The organism is Polymorphobacter fuscus (assembly GCF_011927825.1).
Classification (GTDB): domain Bacteria; phylum Pseudomonadota; class Alphaproteobacteria; order Sphingomonadales; family Sphingomonadaceae; genus Sandarakinorhabdus; species Sandarakinorhabdus fusca.
Map to the genome: position 1 here is coordinate 2655764 of NZ_JAATJI010000001.1, position 13385 is coordinate 2669148.

General features: G+C 66.7%; 13 protein-coding genes. 7 read left to right on the forward strand and 6 right to left on the reverse strand.

Annotation, left to right across the window (positions count from 1 at the left end; translation table 11 throughout):
- Nucleotides 1-221: 221 nt before the first annotated feature.
- Nucleotides 222-1724: an acetyl-CoA acetyltransferase gene (locus tag GGQ62_RS12635; RefSeq protein ID WP_152578653.1), complete on the forward strand. Its 1503-nt coding sequence runs from the start codon at nucleotides 222-224 to the stop codon at nucleotides 1722-1724.
- A 20-nt stretch (nucleotides 1725-1744) separates the two neighbouring features.
- On the opposite strand, the gene GGQ62_RS12640 is transcribed toward GGQ62_RS12635, so the two are convergent.
- Together GGQ62_RS12640 and GGQ62_RS12645 are read right to left on the reverse strand one after the other, a co-directional pair.
- Complete coding sequence (locus tag GGQ62_RS12640; RefSeq protein WP_152578654.1) at nucleotides 1745-2551, reverse strand: TrmH family RNA methyltransferase; 807 nt, start codon at nucleotides 2549-2551, stop codon at nucleotides 1745-1747.
- A 10-nt stretch (nucleotides 2552-2561) separates the two neighbouring features.
- The gene (locus GGQ62_RS12645; RefSeq protein WP_152578655.1) at nucleotides 2562-3185 is read right to left on the reverse strand and encodes a DNA-3-methyladenine glycosylase family protein; all 624 of its coding nucleotides are present in this window, start codon (nucleotides 3183-3185) and stop codon (nucleotides 2562-2564) included.
- An 85-nt stretch (nucleotides 3186-3270) separates the two neighbouring features.
- On the opposite strand from GGQ62_RS12645, the gene GGQ62_RS12650 reads away from it, so the two are divergent.
- From GGQ62_RS12650 to GGQ62_RS12660, 3 genes are all read left to right on the forward strand, one after another.
- Nucleotides 3271-4434: a sensor histidine kinase gene (locus GGQ62_RS12650; RefSeq protein ID WP_152578656.1), complete on the forward strand. Its 1164-nt coding sequence runs from the start codon at nucleotides 3271-3273 to the stop codon at nucleotides 4432-4434.
- A 10-nt stretch (nucleotides 4435-4444) separates the two neighbouring features.
- Entirely contained in the window at nucleotides 4445-5245 is an 801-nt protein-coding gene (locus GGQ62_RS12655) for a LytR/AlgR family response regulator transcription factor (protein WP_152578657.1), read from the forward strand.
- 356 nt (nucleotides 5246-5601) lie between these two features.
- Complete coding sequence (locus tag GGQ62_RS12660) at nucleotides 5602-6261, forward strand: DUF642 domain-containing protein (RefSeq protein ID WP_152578658.1); 660 nt, start codon at nucleotides 5602-5604, stop codon at nucleotides 6259-6261.
- 77 nt (nucleotides 6262-6338) lie between these two features.
- Here the strand turns inward: GGQ62_RS12660 and GGQ62_RS12665 are convergent, their stop codons facing one another.
- The gene (locus tag GGQ62_RS12665; protein ID WP_243446684.1) at nucleotides 6339-6977 is read right to left on the reverse strand and encodes a glutathione S-transferase family protein; all 639 of its coding nucleotides are present in this window, start codon (nucleotides 6975-6977) and stop codon (nucleotides 6339-6341) included.
- Nucleotides 6974-7738, reverse strand: coding sequence for a bifunctional 2-polyprenyl-6-hydroxyphenol methylase/3-demethylubiquinol 3-O-methyltransferase UbiG (gene ubiG, locus GGQ62_RS12670; RefSeq protein ID WP_243446256.1), 765 nt, complete (start codon nucleotides 7736-7738; stop codon nucleotides 6974-6976). Before ubiG ends, GGQ62_RS12665 begins: the two co-directional genes overlap by 4 nt.
- Nucleotides 7739-7871: 133 nt before the next feature.
- Between ubiG and GGQ62_RS12675 the strand changes: the two genes are divergently transcribed.
- From GGQ62_RS12675 to ptsP, 3 genes are read left to right on the forward strand one after another with little or no spacing between them, the layout of a single operon-like run.
- A complete protein-coding gene (locus GGQ62_RS12675) occupies nucleotides 7872-9107 on the forward strand; it encodes an aspartate kinase (protein ID WP_152578660.1) in 1236 nt (411 codons plus the stop codon).
- Nucleotides 9104-10126 carry an NAD(P)H-dependent flavin oxidoreductase gene (locus tag GGQ62_RS12680; RefSeq protein WP_152578661.1) on the forward strand — a complete coding sequence of 341 codons (1023 nt, stop codon included), beginning with the start codon at nucleotides 9104-9106 and terminating at the stop codon, nucleotides 10124-10126. The genes GGQ62_RS12675 and GGQ62_RS12680 overlap by 4 nt, the downstream gene beginning before the upstream one ends.
- Entirely contained in the window at nucleotides 10126-12390 is a 2265-nt protein-coding gene (gene ptsP / locus GGQ62_RS12685) for a phosphoenolpyruvate--protein phosphotransferase (protein WP_194163396.1), read from the forward strand. Before GGQ62_RS12680 ends, ptsP begins: the two co-directional genes overlap by 1 nt.
- Here ptsP and GGQ62_RS12690 read toward each other — a convergent pair.
- The gene (locus tag GGQ62_RS12690) at nucleotides 12382-12849 is read right to left on the reverse strand and encodes a vgr related protein (RefSeq protein WP_152578662.1); all 468 of its coding nucleotides are present in this window, start codon (nucleotides 12847-12849) and stop codon (nucleotides 12382-12384) included. The genes ptsP and GGQ62_RS12690 overlap by 9 nt on opposite strands.
- On the reverse strand, nucleotides 12849-13322 hold the full coding sequence (locus GGQ62_RS12695; RefSeq protein ID WP_167649621.1) for a copper chaperone PCu(A)C: 474 nt from the start codon (nucleotides 13320-13322) through the stop codon (nucleotides 12849-12851). The genes GGQ62_RS12690 and GGQ62_RS12695 overlap by 1 nt, the downstream gene beginning before the upstream one ends.
- Between the last annotated feature and the right edge of the window lie 63 nt (nucleotides 13323-13385).

The following is a 13385-nucleotide window of genomic DNA, read 5'->3' on the forward strand; positions in this document are numbered from 1 at the left end:
CATCCCACCTGCCATGTCCATCCACAGTTCCCCCGTCCCGCGTTGTGCACCGCAGCACCAGCGCATGTTGGCGAGCGATTCGGATCGGCGCAAGTCCCCCATGTGACACTTTTGCGCGATGCGATTGTCGCACCATCCGGCGGCCGCTTCCGCCAATCTGGCAGGTTCCGGTCACCGGCCGAATGACCTAGGAAACATCGGCTGATAAGTCCGGAGATTCCATGACGCTTCCTGCCGACCGCACCCCCGTCATCATCGGCATCGGCGAGATCGTCGACCGGCCGGCGGACCCTGCCCTGGCGCTGGAACCGCTGGCGCTGATGGATGCCGCCATTCGCGCCGCCGACGCCGATGCCGGGGGTGGCTGGCTCGACCGGGTCGACAGCATCGACATCATCAACATGGTGTCCTGGCGCTATGACAGTGTCGCCTCCCGGCTCAATGCCCGGCTGGGCATCAATCCGGCGCGGTCGGTCTATGGTGTCGTGGGCGGCGAAACGCCGACCGCGCGCATCCACGAAGCCGCGGTGCGGATCATGAATGGCAACAGCCGGATCGCGATCGTGACGGCCGGGGAGGCGCAGCACGCCGTCGGCAAGGCCCGCGCTGCCGGGATCGAGCTGCCGTGGACGCCGCCGGCAAAAACGCCCGAAAACCCGATCATCCCGTCCGACCATGTCACGCCGATGGCGATCCGCCACGGCATCATGCAGCCGGTCCACATCTATCCGCTGTACGAAAACGCCACCACCGCCGCCTGGGGGCTGACCCCGGTCGAGGCGCTGGCGGAATCGGGCGCCGCCTATGCGATGATCTCCGACGTCGCCGCCGCCAACCCGCACGCCTGGACGCCGAAGGCCTTCACGGCCGACGCGATCGTGACGCCGTCGCCCGACAACCGGATGATCGCCTGGCCCTATACCAAGCGCATGGTCGCCAACAACACCGTCAACATGGGTGCCGCCGTGGTGCTGACGACATTGGCGCTGGCGCGCGAAGCCGGCATCGCCGAGGATCGGATGGTGTTCATCCATGGCGGCGCGGCGGCGGCGGAGCCGATGGATTATCTGATGCGCGACCAGTTCACCCATTCGGTGGCGCAGAACGCCGTGCTGGGCCAGGCCATGCGCATTGCCGAAGCCGGCTTCGACCGGGTGGAGCTTTATTCCTGCTTCCCGACGGTGCCCAAGATGGCGCGGCGCACGCTGGGGCTGGACCCGGCAAAGGTGTTCAGCGTCACTGGCGGGCTCAGCTTCTTCGGGACGCCGCTCAACGGCTATATGCTCCACGCCACCTGTGCGATGGTGCGCGCGCTGCGCGCGGCGCCGGCCACCCATGCCCTGCTCTATGGCCAGGGCGGCTATGTCACCAAGCATCACGCGCTGGTCGTCGGCAGCGCACCGGGCGCCGCGGCGGCGCTGATGCTGCCCAAGGACGTCCAGGAAGATGCGGAGGCAGCGCGCGGCGATGTGCCGTTCTTCGACGCCGCCTATTCGGGCCCGGCGCGGATCGAAACCTTCAGCGTCGTCTATGATCGCGACGGCGCGCCTTCCTATGGCAGCGTCATCGGCCGCACGCCGGCGGGGGACCGGGTGTTCGGCCGGATCGAGATTGCCGATACGGACACGCTCGGTCCGCTGTTGTCGCTCGACCGGTCGCCGATCGGCGACGAAGGCCGGGTGACGGTGGATGAGGATGGCCTCCAGCGCTGGGCCGCGGGCTGACCCGTCGGCGGCCGCGCAGCCTAGACCGGCTCGAACTGCGCCAGCGCCGCATAGAGCAGCACCGCCGTCGCCACGGCAACGTTGAGGCTGTCGGCGGTGCCCTTCATCGGCAGCTTGACCAGTGCGTCGCACGCATCGGCATAGGGGGCCGGCAGGCCCGATTGTTCATTGCCCATGAACAGGAAGGTCGGGTCGGTGAAGGGATGGCTGCGATAGTCGACCGTCGAGCCCGACAGCGCCGCGCCGACAAGGCTGCCCGGCCCGGAGCGCAGCCAGGCGAGAAAATCGGCGCCGCTCGCCTGCGCCACCTGCCGGGTGAACAGGCCGCCCATCGAGGCGCGCACCGCCTCCAGGCTGAACGGGTCGCACGACTGGTCGAGCAGGATGACGCCGCCGGCCCCCACGGCGTCGCAGGTGCGCAGCATCGTGCCCAGATTGCCGGGGTCCTTCAAATTCTCGGCAACCACCCACAACCGCGCCGCGCTGCGATCGATGCCGGCGAGGCCGGTGTCGGGAATGGGATAGGCGGCCGCGACCGCCCCCGGATTGTCCTTGCCGGTCAGCCGGTGGAGCAGGTCGCGCGTTGCCCGCAGCACCGTGCCGCGGCGCGCCAGGGTCGCGGTGACCAGCGCGCCGGTCAACGGATGGTCCTCGGCATCGGCGGCGAAGATCAACGTGTGGGGGACATGGCCGGTGGCGAGTGCCTCGGTGCAGACGCGCAGTCCTTCGGCGAGGAACAGTTGCTGCTCGCGCCGCGCCTTCTTGTCGGCAAGCGCCTTCAGCGACTTGAATACCGGGTTCGCGGGACTGGTGATGTCGGTGATCATGCGGCAGCAATCATCCCAACGCATCGATATTGTAGTGGTGCCAAAGGAACACCGCGAGCGCCCCCCGGTTCGGTCGCCATGGCTCGGCGAGTTCCCGCGTGCGCTTCTCGGTCGGGCGCGCGTCGAGGCCCAGGATCCTGCCCAGTTCGATCTGGACGGCGAGATCGCCGGCGGGGAAGACGTCGGGCCGGCCTTCGGCGAACAACAGGTAGATCTCGGCGCTCCAGCGGCCGATGCCCTTGACGGCGGTCAGCGCCGCAATCGCGTCCTCGTCATCGGCAGGCAGCGCGGCGAAATCGAGTGCACCGCTGGCCAGCGCTTCGGCGAGGGCATGGACATAGCTGGCCTTCTGCCCCGACAGCCCCGCCGCGCGCAGCGCGTCCACCGGCGTCGCTGCCACCCGGGCATGATCGTCCATATCGCCGCCGCACGCCGCTTCCAGCTTGTTCCAGATGCTCGCGGCGGCCTTGACGCTGACCTGCTGGCCGACGATGGCGCGCATCATCGTGGCGGCGCCGCGCGACCGGCCGCGTGGTTCCGGATAGCCGGCGCGGGCCAGCGCCGCGGCAATCGCCGGTTCGGTCGCGGCGATGGCGTCGAGCGCGGTCGCGAGCTGGGCGGTGGTCAGGGACATCGGGCGCTTGTAGCGGGCCGGACGCGGGGCCGGAAGGGGCCGGGGTAGTCGACCGCCCCCGCTATCGGGTAAGAAGGCTGGGATCATGTTCGAAGACCAGCGCCCACTCGGCTTTTTTCACGACAAGAACCGCGCCTTCTGGATCCTCCAGGGTGGCGGCTGGGTCGCCTATCTGCTGCTGCGGGCGCTGTCGGGTCTTGCCAATTCGATGGGCGTTGCCTTCATCCTGCCCGCGGTCATCGTCACCGCGACCGGATTTTCGCTGACGCTGCTGATGGCGGCGGCCTATCGCCGGATCATCGTGATGAAGCCGGTCTATGTCTGGACGCTGACGCTGATCATCCTGGGCGGTGCATCGGCGCTGTTCTCGGTGCTGGAAGTCTGGGCGCACGCCACCTTCTATCAACCGGGCTGGCAGCCGCAGGGCATCGAATTCCTCGGCGCCATCCTTCTCGATTTTTCGGTATTGGCGGCGTGGAGCGGGCTTTACTACGGCATCAACTATTATCTGCTGTTGTCCGAACAGTCGGAACGCATGATAAACGTCGCCGCCCAGGCCAATTCGGCGCAGCTCGAGATGCTGCGCTACCAGTTGAACCCGCATTTCCTGTTCAACACGCTCAACTCGATCTCGACACTGGTGCTGCTCAAGCAGACCGAGCGCGCCAATGCCATGCTGTCACGGCTTGCCTCCTTCCTGCGCTACAGCCTGGTCGGCGAACGCGAAGGGCTGGCAACGGTGGCGCAGGAGGCCGAAGCATTGAAGCTCTATCTCGATATCGAGCGCACCCGCTTCGAAAGCCGGCTGCGCACGCGCTTCGACATCGCGCCCGATGTGATGGAAGCGCGGCTGCCGTCGCTGCTGCTGCAGCCGATTGTCGAAAATGCCATCAAATATGCCGTGACGCCAAGCGAGGACGGCGCCGATATCCTGATCGACGCGCGGCGCATGGCCGACCGGCTGGTGCTGACCGTGGCCGATACCGGGCCGGGCCTGGCAGGAAGCAACGGCGATGGCATGCCGGGCGGCACCCAGGTCGGTCTCGCCAATATCCGGGAACGCCTGGTGCAGGCCTATGGCGAGGACCACCGTTTCGAATTGGCGGAAAACAGCCCGCAAGGGTTGATCGTTCTGATCGACATTCCATATCAGACCGAAGCGTCACACGCGGTCGTCGGGGGCGACGACCGGATCGAGAACCGAATGGGGGCAAACAACCCTGGGCCACAACCGGTCCCGGCCCATTAGGAAGCACGCAATGTCCATCACCACGATCATCGTCGATGACGAGCGGCTCGCCGTTCAGGGGCTCGAGCTCCGGCTGCAGGCGTTCGACGATGTCACCATCATCGAGCGCTGTGCCAATGGCCGGGAGGCTATCCGCGCCATCAAGACGCTGAAGCCCGATCTGGTTTTCCTCGATATCCAGATGCCCGGCTTCGATGGCTTTTCGGTCGTCGCCGGGCTCGCCGATATCGAACCGCCGCTGTTCGTCTTCGTGACGGCGTTCGGCGAATATGCGCTGAAGGCCTTTGATGCCCAGGCGGTCGATTATCTGATGAAGCCGGTCGACGAGGAACGGCTGGCGGCGACCATCGAGCGCGTGCGCCAGCGGCTGACCGAAAAGCGCAGCTGCGAGGACAGCGAGCGGTTGAAGGGCATTTTGACCGAGGTTGCCCCCGGCGCGATGCCCGACGACCTGGCAGCGGATGCCGATGCACCGGCAGCGAACCGCTATGAAAAGGTGCTCAACATCAAGGATCGCGGCCAGATCTTCCGTGTCGATGTCGCCGATATCGAGCGGATCGACGCGGCCGGTGACTATATGTGCATCTACACCGCCGACCAGACGCTGATCCTGCGCGAGACCATGAAGGACCTCGAACGCCGGCTCGACCCGCGCAAGTTCCAGCGCATTCACCGGTCGACGATCGTCAACCTCGACAATATCAAGAGCGTCAAGCCGCACACCAATGGCGAATGTTTCCTCGTTCTGGGATCGAACACCCAGGTCAAGGTCAGCCGCAGTTACCGTGAAGTCGTGGCGCGCTTTCTCTAGAAAGCCGCACAGAACGAGAATTTGAAAACAGTCACCAGAGATGGTGACTGCACAAGCGGTTTAATTTTCCTTGTCGCAATGGTTTTGGCAGCAAAATGCCGAAACATGCGTGCCTGCTTTGGCATAATACACGCCAAAATCCACAAAAACGCCGCAAAATGCTATTGTAAATAGTTGGGCAACATATTGTTTCGGTAGTATCACACTGCGTTAACCATAACTGTAAAGCACAGCTTACAACGCTTTTGCTGCACCTGCGAAATCTTCGATATTTTTCATGGACTCGGCGTTTGGCACGATTCCTGCATCGCTTCTGGCGTTACCAATCTAGCGTTGTTTAAAAGAAGGGATGCAAAATGCGTACGCTTATCGCTCTCGGCGCCGTGCTGCTGGCTTCGACCTCCGCACAGGCTGCGGTCAATCTGGTCGTCAACGGCAGCTTCGAAAATGGCGTGTCGCCGGCCGGCAGCACCTTCCTCGCCAGCGAAGATGTGACGTCGATCACCGGCTGGCGCGTGCTCAGCGAGGGCGTGAACTATGTCGACAGCAGCGTCTGGGCGGCCTCCACGGGCGACCGCAGCGTTGAACTGGGCACCAACCTCGGCGCCGGCGGTGTGTGGCAGCGCGTGTCGGGCTTTACCGTCGGTTCGCGTTATCGCCTGACCTTCGACGTTTCGGCCAATCCGTTCGATCCGGCAGCCCGCCCGAAGCCGAGCCGCGTGCTCACCTCGGTGACCGGCGGTCTTGCGGAGATCTATTCCTACACGCTGACCGATGCCAACACGTCGTCGTCGATGTTGTATGACACGATTTCCTATGACTTCATCGCCGGCAACAACTTTCAGAACATCCAGTTCCGCTCGCTTCTTTCGGCCGGCGAAAACTATGGTGCGGTGATCGACAATGTCAGCATCTCGGTGGTTCCGGAAGCATCGACCTGGGCCATGATGATCGTTGGCTTCAGCCTGGTCGGTTTTGCCTCGCGTCGCCGCAACCGCGGCTTCGTCGTCGCCTGACAACAGGCGCCGATCCAAGTCGTCGAGGGGGCCCGGAAGCGATGCTTCCGGGCCCTTTGCTTTGCGGCGCAGCGAATTCAGTCGATCATGCTGTCCACGACCGGCGTTGCCGCTTCCCGCGCAAGCGCCGACTGGAACGCGGGGCGGGCCGTCATTGTGGCCAGCCAGGCGACCAGCCGGGGCGGCAGGCGGTCGCCGAGCCCGATCCGGGTCGACAGGAACAGGGCATAGGCAATCGCGATATCGGCCGCCGTGAAACGGTCGGCGCACAGATAGGCCCTGTCAGCCAGCCGCGCGGCGACCTTGGCCAGCCGTGCCACATACCATTGCGCGTAAAGGTCGCCGGCGACCTCCAGGCCGCGGTGCGGCTCGAACAGGCGATAGCGCATGTAAACGGTCTGCGGGAATGTCAGCGTCGCATCGGCATGGTGCAGAAAGTCGAGATACCAGCCATAATCGGTTTCGTCGGGGGCGACTGCCAGCGACGTGTCGGCGCCGACGGTCGCCAGATATTGGGCGATCGCCACGGATTCGGTCATCCGCAGCGGCCCATCGACCAGCAGCGGAATCGTGCCCAGCGGGTTGGCCTCCATCCAGCCGGCAACGCGCTTGCGTGGCGGAAATGGCAGGACGACGAGGTCGCAATCGAGCCCCAGTTCCTCGATCGTCCACAGGGCCCGCAGACTGCGCGCGCCGAGGCAGTGGTAGAGCTTCACCCGGCGCGGCTCGCGACGAGGAAATAGTTGATCGCCACATCGTCGCCGACCACAAAGCCGCGCGCCGGCGACCATCCCAGCCCCCGGGTCGCCGTCACCGACAGGCCGGCATTGACCAGCGCCTCCGACAGTTCGGGCGGGGTCATGAAGCGCTGCCAGTCATGGGCGCCGCGCGGGATCGTGCGGGTGATGATTTCGGCGCCGGCGATCAGCACGGCCCAGCTCGCCGCGGTACGGTTCGGCGTCGACAGGATGGCAACGCCGCCGGGGGCCAGCAGCATTGCCAGGCTGGCAAAGAAGCTGTCACGGTCGGCGACATGTTCGACGACTTCGAAACAGGTGATGATGTCATAGACGCCGCCCGTCGCCGCCAGCGCCTCGACCGACACGGCGCGATAGTCGATCGACAGGCCCCCTGCCGCGGCATGCGCCGAAGCAGCGGCGATGTTTTCGGGTGCGGCGTCGATGCCTGTCGCAACGGCACCCATGCGGGCCAGGGGCTCGGTCATCAAGCCGGCGCCGCAGCCGATATCGAGCGCGCGCAGCCCGACGAGCGGTCGCCGCGACCCGATGCCACGGCCGAAGTGCGCCGCGGCAGTATCGCGCACCAAAGCGCTGCGCAGCAGCGTGATGCGGTGCAGCATTGCCGATGATCCGTTCGGGTTCCACCAGTCGGCAGCAAGCCTGCCGAAGAATTCGGCCTCGCCGGCGTTTATGCTGGGTGCCGTGATATCTGTCTGCGCCTGGGTCGCCATCGCCATCCTGTTCGCGGAACCATGTCCGAGCTGAAACCCAACCTTGCTTGCCAAGGGCGGCTGTCATTCCTATCAGACGCGCACGCGGCGCCCAAGTGTTTCACTGTCCTCGGCCGCAGGTAAGGATCCTTCGTTCGCAATGGCCCGCATCGTCATGAAATTCGGCGGCACTTCGATGGCGGGGATCGAACGCATTCGCGGGGTCGCCGCGCGCATCGGCCGGGAAGTCGCGGCCGGCAATCAGGTGGCGGTGGTGGTGTCGGCGATGGCCGGCGAAACCGACCGGCTGGTGGGCTTTTGCCGCGAAGCCTCGCCGCTGGCCGACCCGCGCGAATATGATGTCGTCGTCGCCGCCGGCGAGCAGGTGACCGCCGGCCTGCTCGCCATCGCCCTGCAGGCCGCCGGCGTGCCGGCGCGGTCGTGGCTCGGGTGGCAGTTGCCGGTGCATTCCTCGGCCGCGCACAGCGTGGCGCGGATCGAAGGCATCGAAACCGATGCCGTGGTCGCGGCGATGGCGCGCGGCGAGGTCGCCGTGGTGCCGGGCTTTCAGGGGGTCAGCGACGACAATCGCGTCACCACCCTGGGGCGCGGCGGGTCCGACACATCGGCGGTGGCGCTGGCGGCGGCATTGAAGGCCGACCGCTGCGATATCTATACCGACGTCGACGGCGTCTATACGACGGACCCGCGGATCGTGCCGCGGGCGCGCAAGCTGGCGCGCATCACCTATGAGGAAATGCTCGAACTGGCGTCGGTCGGGGCCAAGGTGTTGCAGACGCGCTCGGTCGAGCTGGCGATGAAGGAAAAGGTCAAGGTCCAGGTGCTGTCGAGCTTTACCGACGCGCCGGGGACGCTGGTTGTGGACGAGGATGAAGACATGGAACGCGAACTGATCGCCGGCGTCGCCTATGACAAGAACGAGGCCAAGGTCACGCTGGTCGGCGTCCCCGACCGGCCGGGCGTGGTGGCCGCCATCTTCGGCCCGCTCGCCGATGCCAATGTCAATGTCGACATGATCGTCCAGAACATCGCCAAGGGGGAGGGGACCACCGACGTCACCTTCACCGTACCGCGCACCCAGCTGCCGCTGTCGCTCGATGTCCTGGCGAAATCGCACGGCGACATCGCCTATGCGCAGGTGCTGTCGGACGCGGCCGTCGCCAAGATCTCGGTGGTCGGGGTCGGCATGCGCAGCCACGCCGGCGTTGCGGTGACGATGTTCCGGGCACTGGCCGATCGCGGCATCAACATCCAGGCGATCACCACCTCCGAAATCAAGGTCAGCGTCCTCATTTCCGAGGAATATGTCGAGCTGGCGGTGCGCGTCCTGCACTCGGCCTATGGGCTCGATGCCCCCGAAGGCGTCGCGGCATGACCCGGCTCGACCAGCTGTCGCAACGCGGCCGCGACTTTCTGGGCGCGCGCCAGGCGATCATGGCCGGCGCCATGACCTGGGTCAGCGAACGGCATCTGGTCAGCGCCATTTCCAACGCCGGCGGCTTTGGCGTCATTGCCTGCGGGTCGATGACGCCGGCGCTGCTCGATGCCGAAATCGCGGCGACGCGGGCGCTGACTGACAAGCCGTTCGGCGTCAATCTGATCACCCTGCATCCGGCGATGATGGAACTCATCGGCGTCTGCGCGCGCCACGGCGTGAGCCACATCGTCCTCGCCGGCGGGCTGCCGTCGGGGGCCGCCATTGCGGCGATCAAGGCCGCCGGTGCGAAGCTGATGTGCTTTGCCCCCACGGCGGCGCTGGCCCGGAAGCTGGTGCGATCGGGTGTGGACGCCATCATCATCGAAGGGTCGGAAGCCGGCGGCCATATCGGGCCGGTATCGCTCGGCGTGCTGGCGCAGGAAATCCTGCCGGTCATCACCGATGTGCCGGTGTTCGTCGCCGGCGGCATCGGGCGCGGCGCGGCGATCGCGGCCTGGCTCGAAATGGGGGCGTCGGGCGTCCAGCTCGGCACGCGCTTTGCGGCATCGGCGGAAAGTGTTGCCCATGCCAATTTCAAGAAGGCGTTTTTTCGCGCTTCCGCCCGCGACGCCGTCGCCAGCGTCCAGATCGACCCGCGGCTGCCGGTCATACCGGTGCGCGCGCTCAAGAACGCCGGCACCGAGGCCTTCACCGCCAAGCAGCGCGAGATTGCCGAAGCGGTCGATCGCGGCGCGATGGACCTTGCGGCGGGGCAGCTGGCCATCGAACATTATTGGGCCGGCGCGTTGCGCCGCGCCGTGGTCGATGGCGATATCGAGAACGGCAGCCTGATGGCCGGCCAGTCCGTCGGCATGGTCACGCGCGAACAGCCGGTGGCGGAGATCATCGCCGAACTCGTTGCCGAGGCCGATGCGGCGCTCCACAGCCGCGCTTCGCCCTTCGAATCGGCGGCCTGATGGCCGCCGCCAACGCCGCTCGGGAAATCCTGCGCCGCCTTCACGAAGTGATGGCGTCGAAGAGCGGCGCTGAGGCAAAACTGGGCCAGGTGGTCCGCATCGTTGCCGAGCTGCTGACCAGCGAAGTCGCGTCGATCTATCTGCTGCGCGACGGCATGCTCGAACTGTTCGCCACACAGGGGCTGGCGCAATCGGCCGTGCATGTGACGCGGCTGAGCATGGGGCAGGGGCTGGTCGGCACCATCGCCGCGACGCGCGAGCCGCTGAACCTTGCCGAGGCCAAGGAACACCCGGACTTTGCCTATCGTCCCGAAACCGGCGAGGATGACTACCACAGCTTTGCCGGCGTGCCGATCGTGCGGCGCGAGGCGGCGATCGGCGTCCTTGGTGTCCAGCACCGCGAGCCGCGCGATTATGACGAAGTCGAGATCGAAGCGCTGCAGACCGTCGCCATGGTGCTGTCGGAACTGATCCACGGCGCCGGGCTGGTCGACGATGCCCAGGCGGCGCGGGCGCGTGCGGCAAGTTCCGGCCCGCTGCGGCTGTCGGGGTTGAAGCTGGTCGACGGGCTTGGCCGCGGCGTGGCGGTGTTCCACCAGCCGCGGGTCGTTGTCGAGCACACAGTTGCCGACGACACCGATGTCGAGCGCGCCCGCGTCTATTCGGCGTTCACCCGGATGCGCGAGCAGATCGACACGATGATGGGCCAGGCCGAATTTGCCGGGGGCGGCGACCATCACGACGTTCTCGATACCTACAAGATGTTCGCCTATGACGAAGGCTGGGCCCGCCGCATCAATGAAGCGATCGAAACCGGCCTGACCGCCGAAGCCGCCATCGAACGCGTCCAGGCCCGCACCCGGGCGCGGATGCGGTCGATCGACGACCCCTATCTGCGCGAACGGCTGACCGACCTCGACGATCTTTCCAACCGCCTGCTGCGCATCGTCTCGGGGCAGCTCGGCACCGCGGCGAAATCGGGGCTGCGCGACGATACCATCCTCATCGCGCGCAACCTGGGGCCAGCCGAACTGCTGGAATATGACAAGCGCTATCTGAAGGGCGTGGTGCTGGAAGAAGGCAGCCTGACGGCGCACGTCATCATCGTGGCGCGGGCGATGGGGGTGCCGGTGCTGGGCCGCGTCACCGACCTGTTCGCCCAGGTGTCGGACGGCGACGAGCTGATCGTCGATGCCGGCAATGGCGCGCTGCTGGTGCGGCCGCAGGCGGCGATGATCACCTCGTACGAGGCGATGCGCGATGTGAAGGCGCGGCAGGCGGAAAAATTCGCAGCGGTCAAGGACTTGCCGGCGATCAGCCGCGATGGCCAGCGCGTCGCCATCCTGATGAACGCGGGGCTCGCCGACGATGCCCAGGCGCTCGACCTGACCGGCGCCGACGGCATCGGGCTGTTCCGCACCGAATTCCAGTTCCTCGTGTCGGCCACCCTGCCGCGGCGCGAACGCCAGCAGGCGCTGTATCGCACGGTGCTGGAAGCTGCCGACACGCGGCCGGTGGTGTTCCGCACCGTCGACATCGGCGGCGACAAGGCGGTGCCTTATCTGCAGGAAGGCGAAGGCGAGGAAAACCCCGCCATGGGCTGGCGCGCGCTGCGGCTGGCGCTGGGCCGCGCCGGACTGATGAAAGTCCAGGCGCGCGCGCTGCTCGAAGGTGCCGCCGGGCGCACGCTCAACATCATGTTCCCGATGGTCAGCGAACCCTGGGAATTCCGCGAGGCCAAGGCGCTGGTGGAAGGCCAGCGGGCACTGCTGGCGCGCCAGGGCCATGATCTGCCGGCCCATGTCCGCTATGGCGCGATGATCGAGGTGCCGGCGCTGATCGAGATGCTCGACGTGCTGCTGCCGCTGACCGATTTCGTCTCGGTCGGCACCAACGACCTGACCCAGTTCCTGTTCGCCGCCGACCGCGCCAACCCGCGGCTTGCCGACCGCTATGACTGGATGTCGCCCGCCATCCTGCGCGTGCTGCGCCGCATCGTGCGCGAGGCCGATGCCGCCGGCGTGCCGGTGACCGTCTGTGGCGAAATGGGCGGCCGGCCGCTGGAGGCGCTGGCGCTGCTGGCGCTTGGCGTCGAAAGCCTGTCGATCACGCCCGCCGGCGTCGGCCCGATCAAGGCGATGGTGCGCTCGGCCGACCTGGGATCGCTCAAGGCGCAGATGACCGGCTGGCTCGATGCGCCGGGTGTCGATGTCCGCACCGTGCTGGCGGCGGCGGCGGCGGCGCAGGGTGTGGAACTAGGCTGACCAGTCGCCGAAGGGCAGCACCGCCCGATAGGGTGCCAGCCCGCTGCGATCGCCCTGGGCGCGCAGCACATAGGCGTCGGCAACGATGCACGCCTGTTGCTCGATGCCATAGCGTGCGAACGCCTTGCCGGGCTTCAGCGTATAGCCATAGCGCGCCAGCGGCGGCCGCGCGAAGATCAGCTTGCGGCCCTGCTGATGCTGCCAGACATGGACCATTTCATGGACGAAATGCGCGCGCAGGCCGAGCGATGCTGCCGCATAATCGGTGCACCAGTTGTTGCCGTCCGGGTGGCACCAGACATGGCCGTCGGGCGCCATGGTGACACGGCGCGGGTGCAGCGGCCAGAATTTGCGCCGCCGGATCGACGCCAGCGCCGGGTTGAGCGCAGGCCCGAACACCTGTGCACAGATGGCGACTTCGCCGGCCGTCAACGGTCGGTCGGTGTCGATCGGCGGCATCAATGGCCCGCGTGCGGATCGGCCGGCGGAGTCGCCCCCGGCGCGCGGACGGCAGCGACGGTCGTCAGCGGCTTGCCGTTGCGGAACACCAGCGTCAGCGGCAGCGAGGTCGGCGCGCCGGTCATGCCGAAGATCATCAGATGATTGCCGCCCGGGGCAAAGGCCACCCTTGCCCCGGCGGGCACCGGTACCGAATCAAGCTTTGCCATCTTCATGATGCCCCCCGCCATCGACATGCTGTGAAGCTCGATGCGCAGGCCGGGCGACGTGACGCCCACCAGTGTATCGGGCTGGCCGCCGCCGGCGAGCACGAGATAGCCGGCGGCCGGGCGCCCGGGCACGGCCGCGGCGCGGACCCAGGCGCCGCTGACCTGCGGCCGCGTGCGGTCCCATGCTTCCTTGACCGGCGGTGCCGGCGCCGCGGCAAGCACGGGGGCCGCCAGCAACGACAGGATGATGGTGCGGATGAACATGGCGCCGACCTTTGCAAGGAATGGCGCCGCTTTAGCCCGGACTGCCCGACCTGTCATCGCGCC

Excerpts from the sequence above, each read along its gene's own strand:
- GGQ62_RS12650 (WP_152578656.1), top strand. The coding sequence starts at position 3,271 with ATGTTCGAAGACCAGCGCCCACTCGGCTTTTTTCACGACAAGAACCGC.
- ptsP (WP_194163396.1), top strand. The coding sequence starts at position 10,126 with ATGGCCGCCGCCAACGCCGCTCGGGAAATCCTGCGCCGCCTTCACGAA.
- GGQ62_RS12675 (WP_152578660.1), top strand. The coding sequence starts at position 7,872 with ATGGCCCGCATCGTCATGAAATTCGGCGGCACTTCGATGGCGGGGATC.
- GGQ62_RS12680 (WP_152578661.1), top strand. The coding sequence starts at position 9,104 with ATGACCCGGCTCGACCAGCTGTCGCAACGCGGCCGCGACTTTCTGGGC.
- GGQ62_RS12660 (WP_152578658.1), top strand. The coding sequence starts at position 5,602 with ATGCGTACGCTTATCGCTCTCGGCGCCGTGCTGCTGGCTTCGACCTCC.
- GGQ62_RS12640 (WP_152578654.1), bottom strand. The coding sequence starts at position 2,551 with ATGATCACCGACATCACCAGTCCCGCGAACCCGGTATTCAAGTCGCTG.
- GGQ62_RS12635 (WP_152578653.1), top strand. The coding sequence starts at position 222 with ATGACGCTTCCTGCCGACCGCACCCCCGTCATCATCGGCATCGGCGAG.
- ubiG (WP_243446256.1), bottom strand. The coding sequence starts at position 7,738 with ATGGCGATGGCGACCCAGGCGCAGACAGATATCACGGCACCCAGCATA.
- GGQ62_RS12695 (WP_167649621.1), bottom strand. The coding sequence starts at position 13,322 with ATGTTCATCCGCACCATCATCCTGTCGTTGCTGGCGGCCCCCGTGCTT.
- GGQ62_RS12655 (WP_152578657.1), top strand. The coding sequence starts at position 4,445 with ATGTCCATCACCACGATCATCGTCGATGACGAGCGGCTCGCCGTTCAG.
- GGQ62_RS12690 (WP_152578662.1), bottom strand. The coding sequence starts at position 12,849 with ATGCCGCCGATCGACACCGACCGACCGTTGACGGCCGGCGAAGTCGCC.
- GGQ62_RS12645 (WP_152578655.1), bottom strand. The coding sequence starts at position 3,185 with ATGTCCCTGACCACCGCCCAGCTCGCGACCGCGCTCGACGCCATCGCC.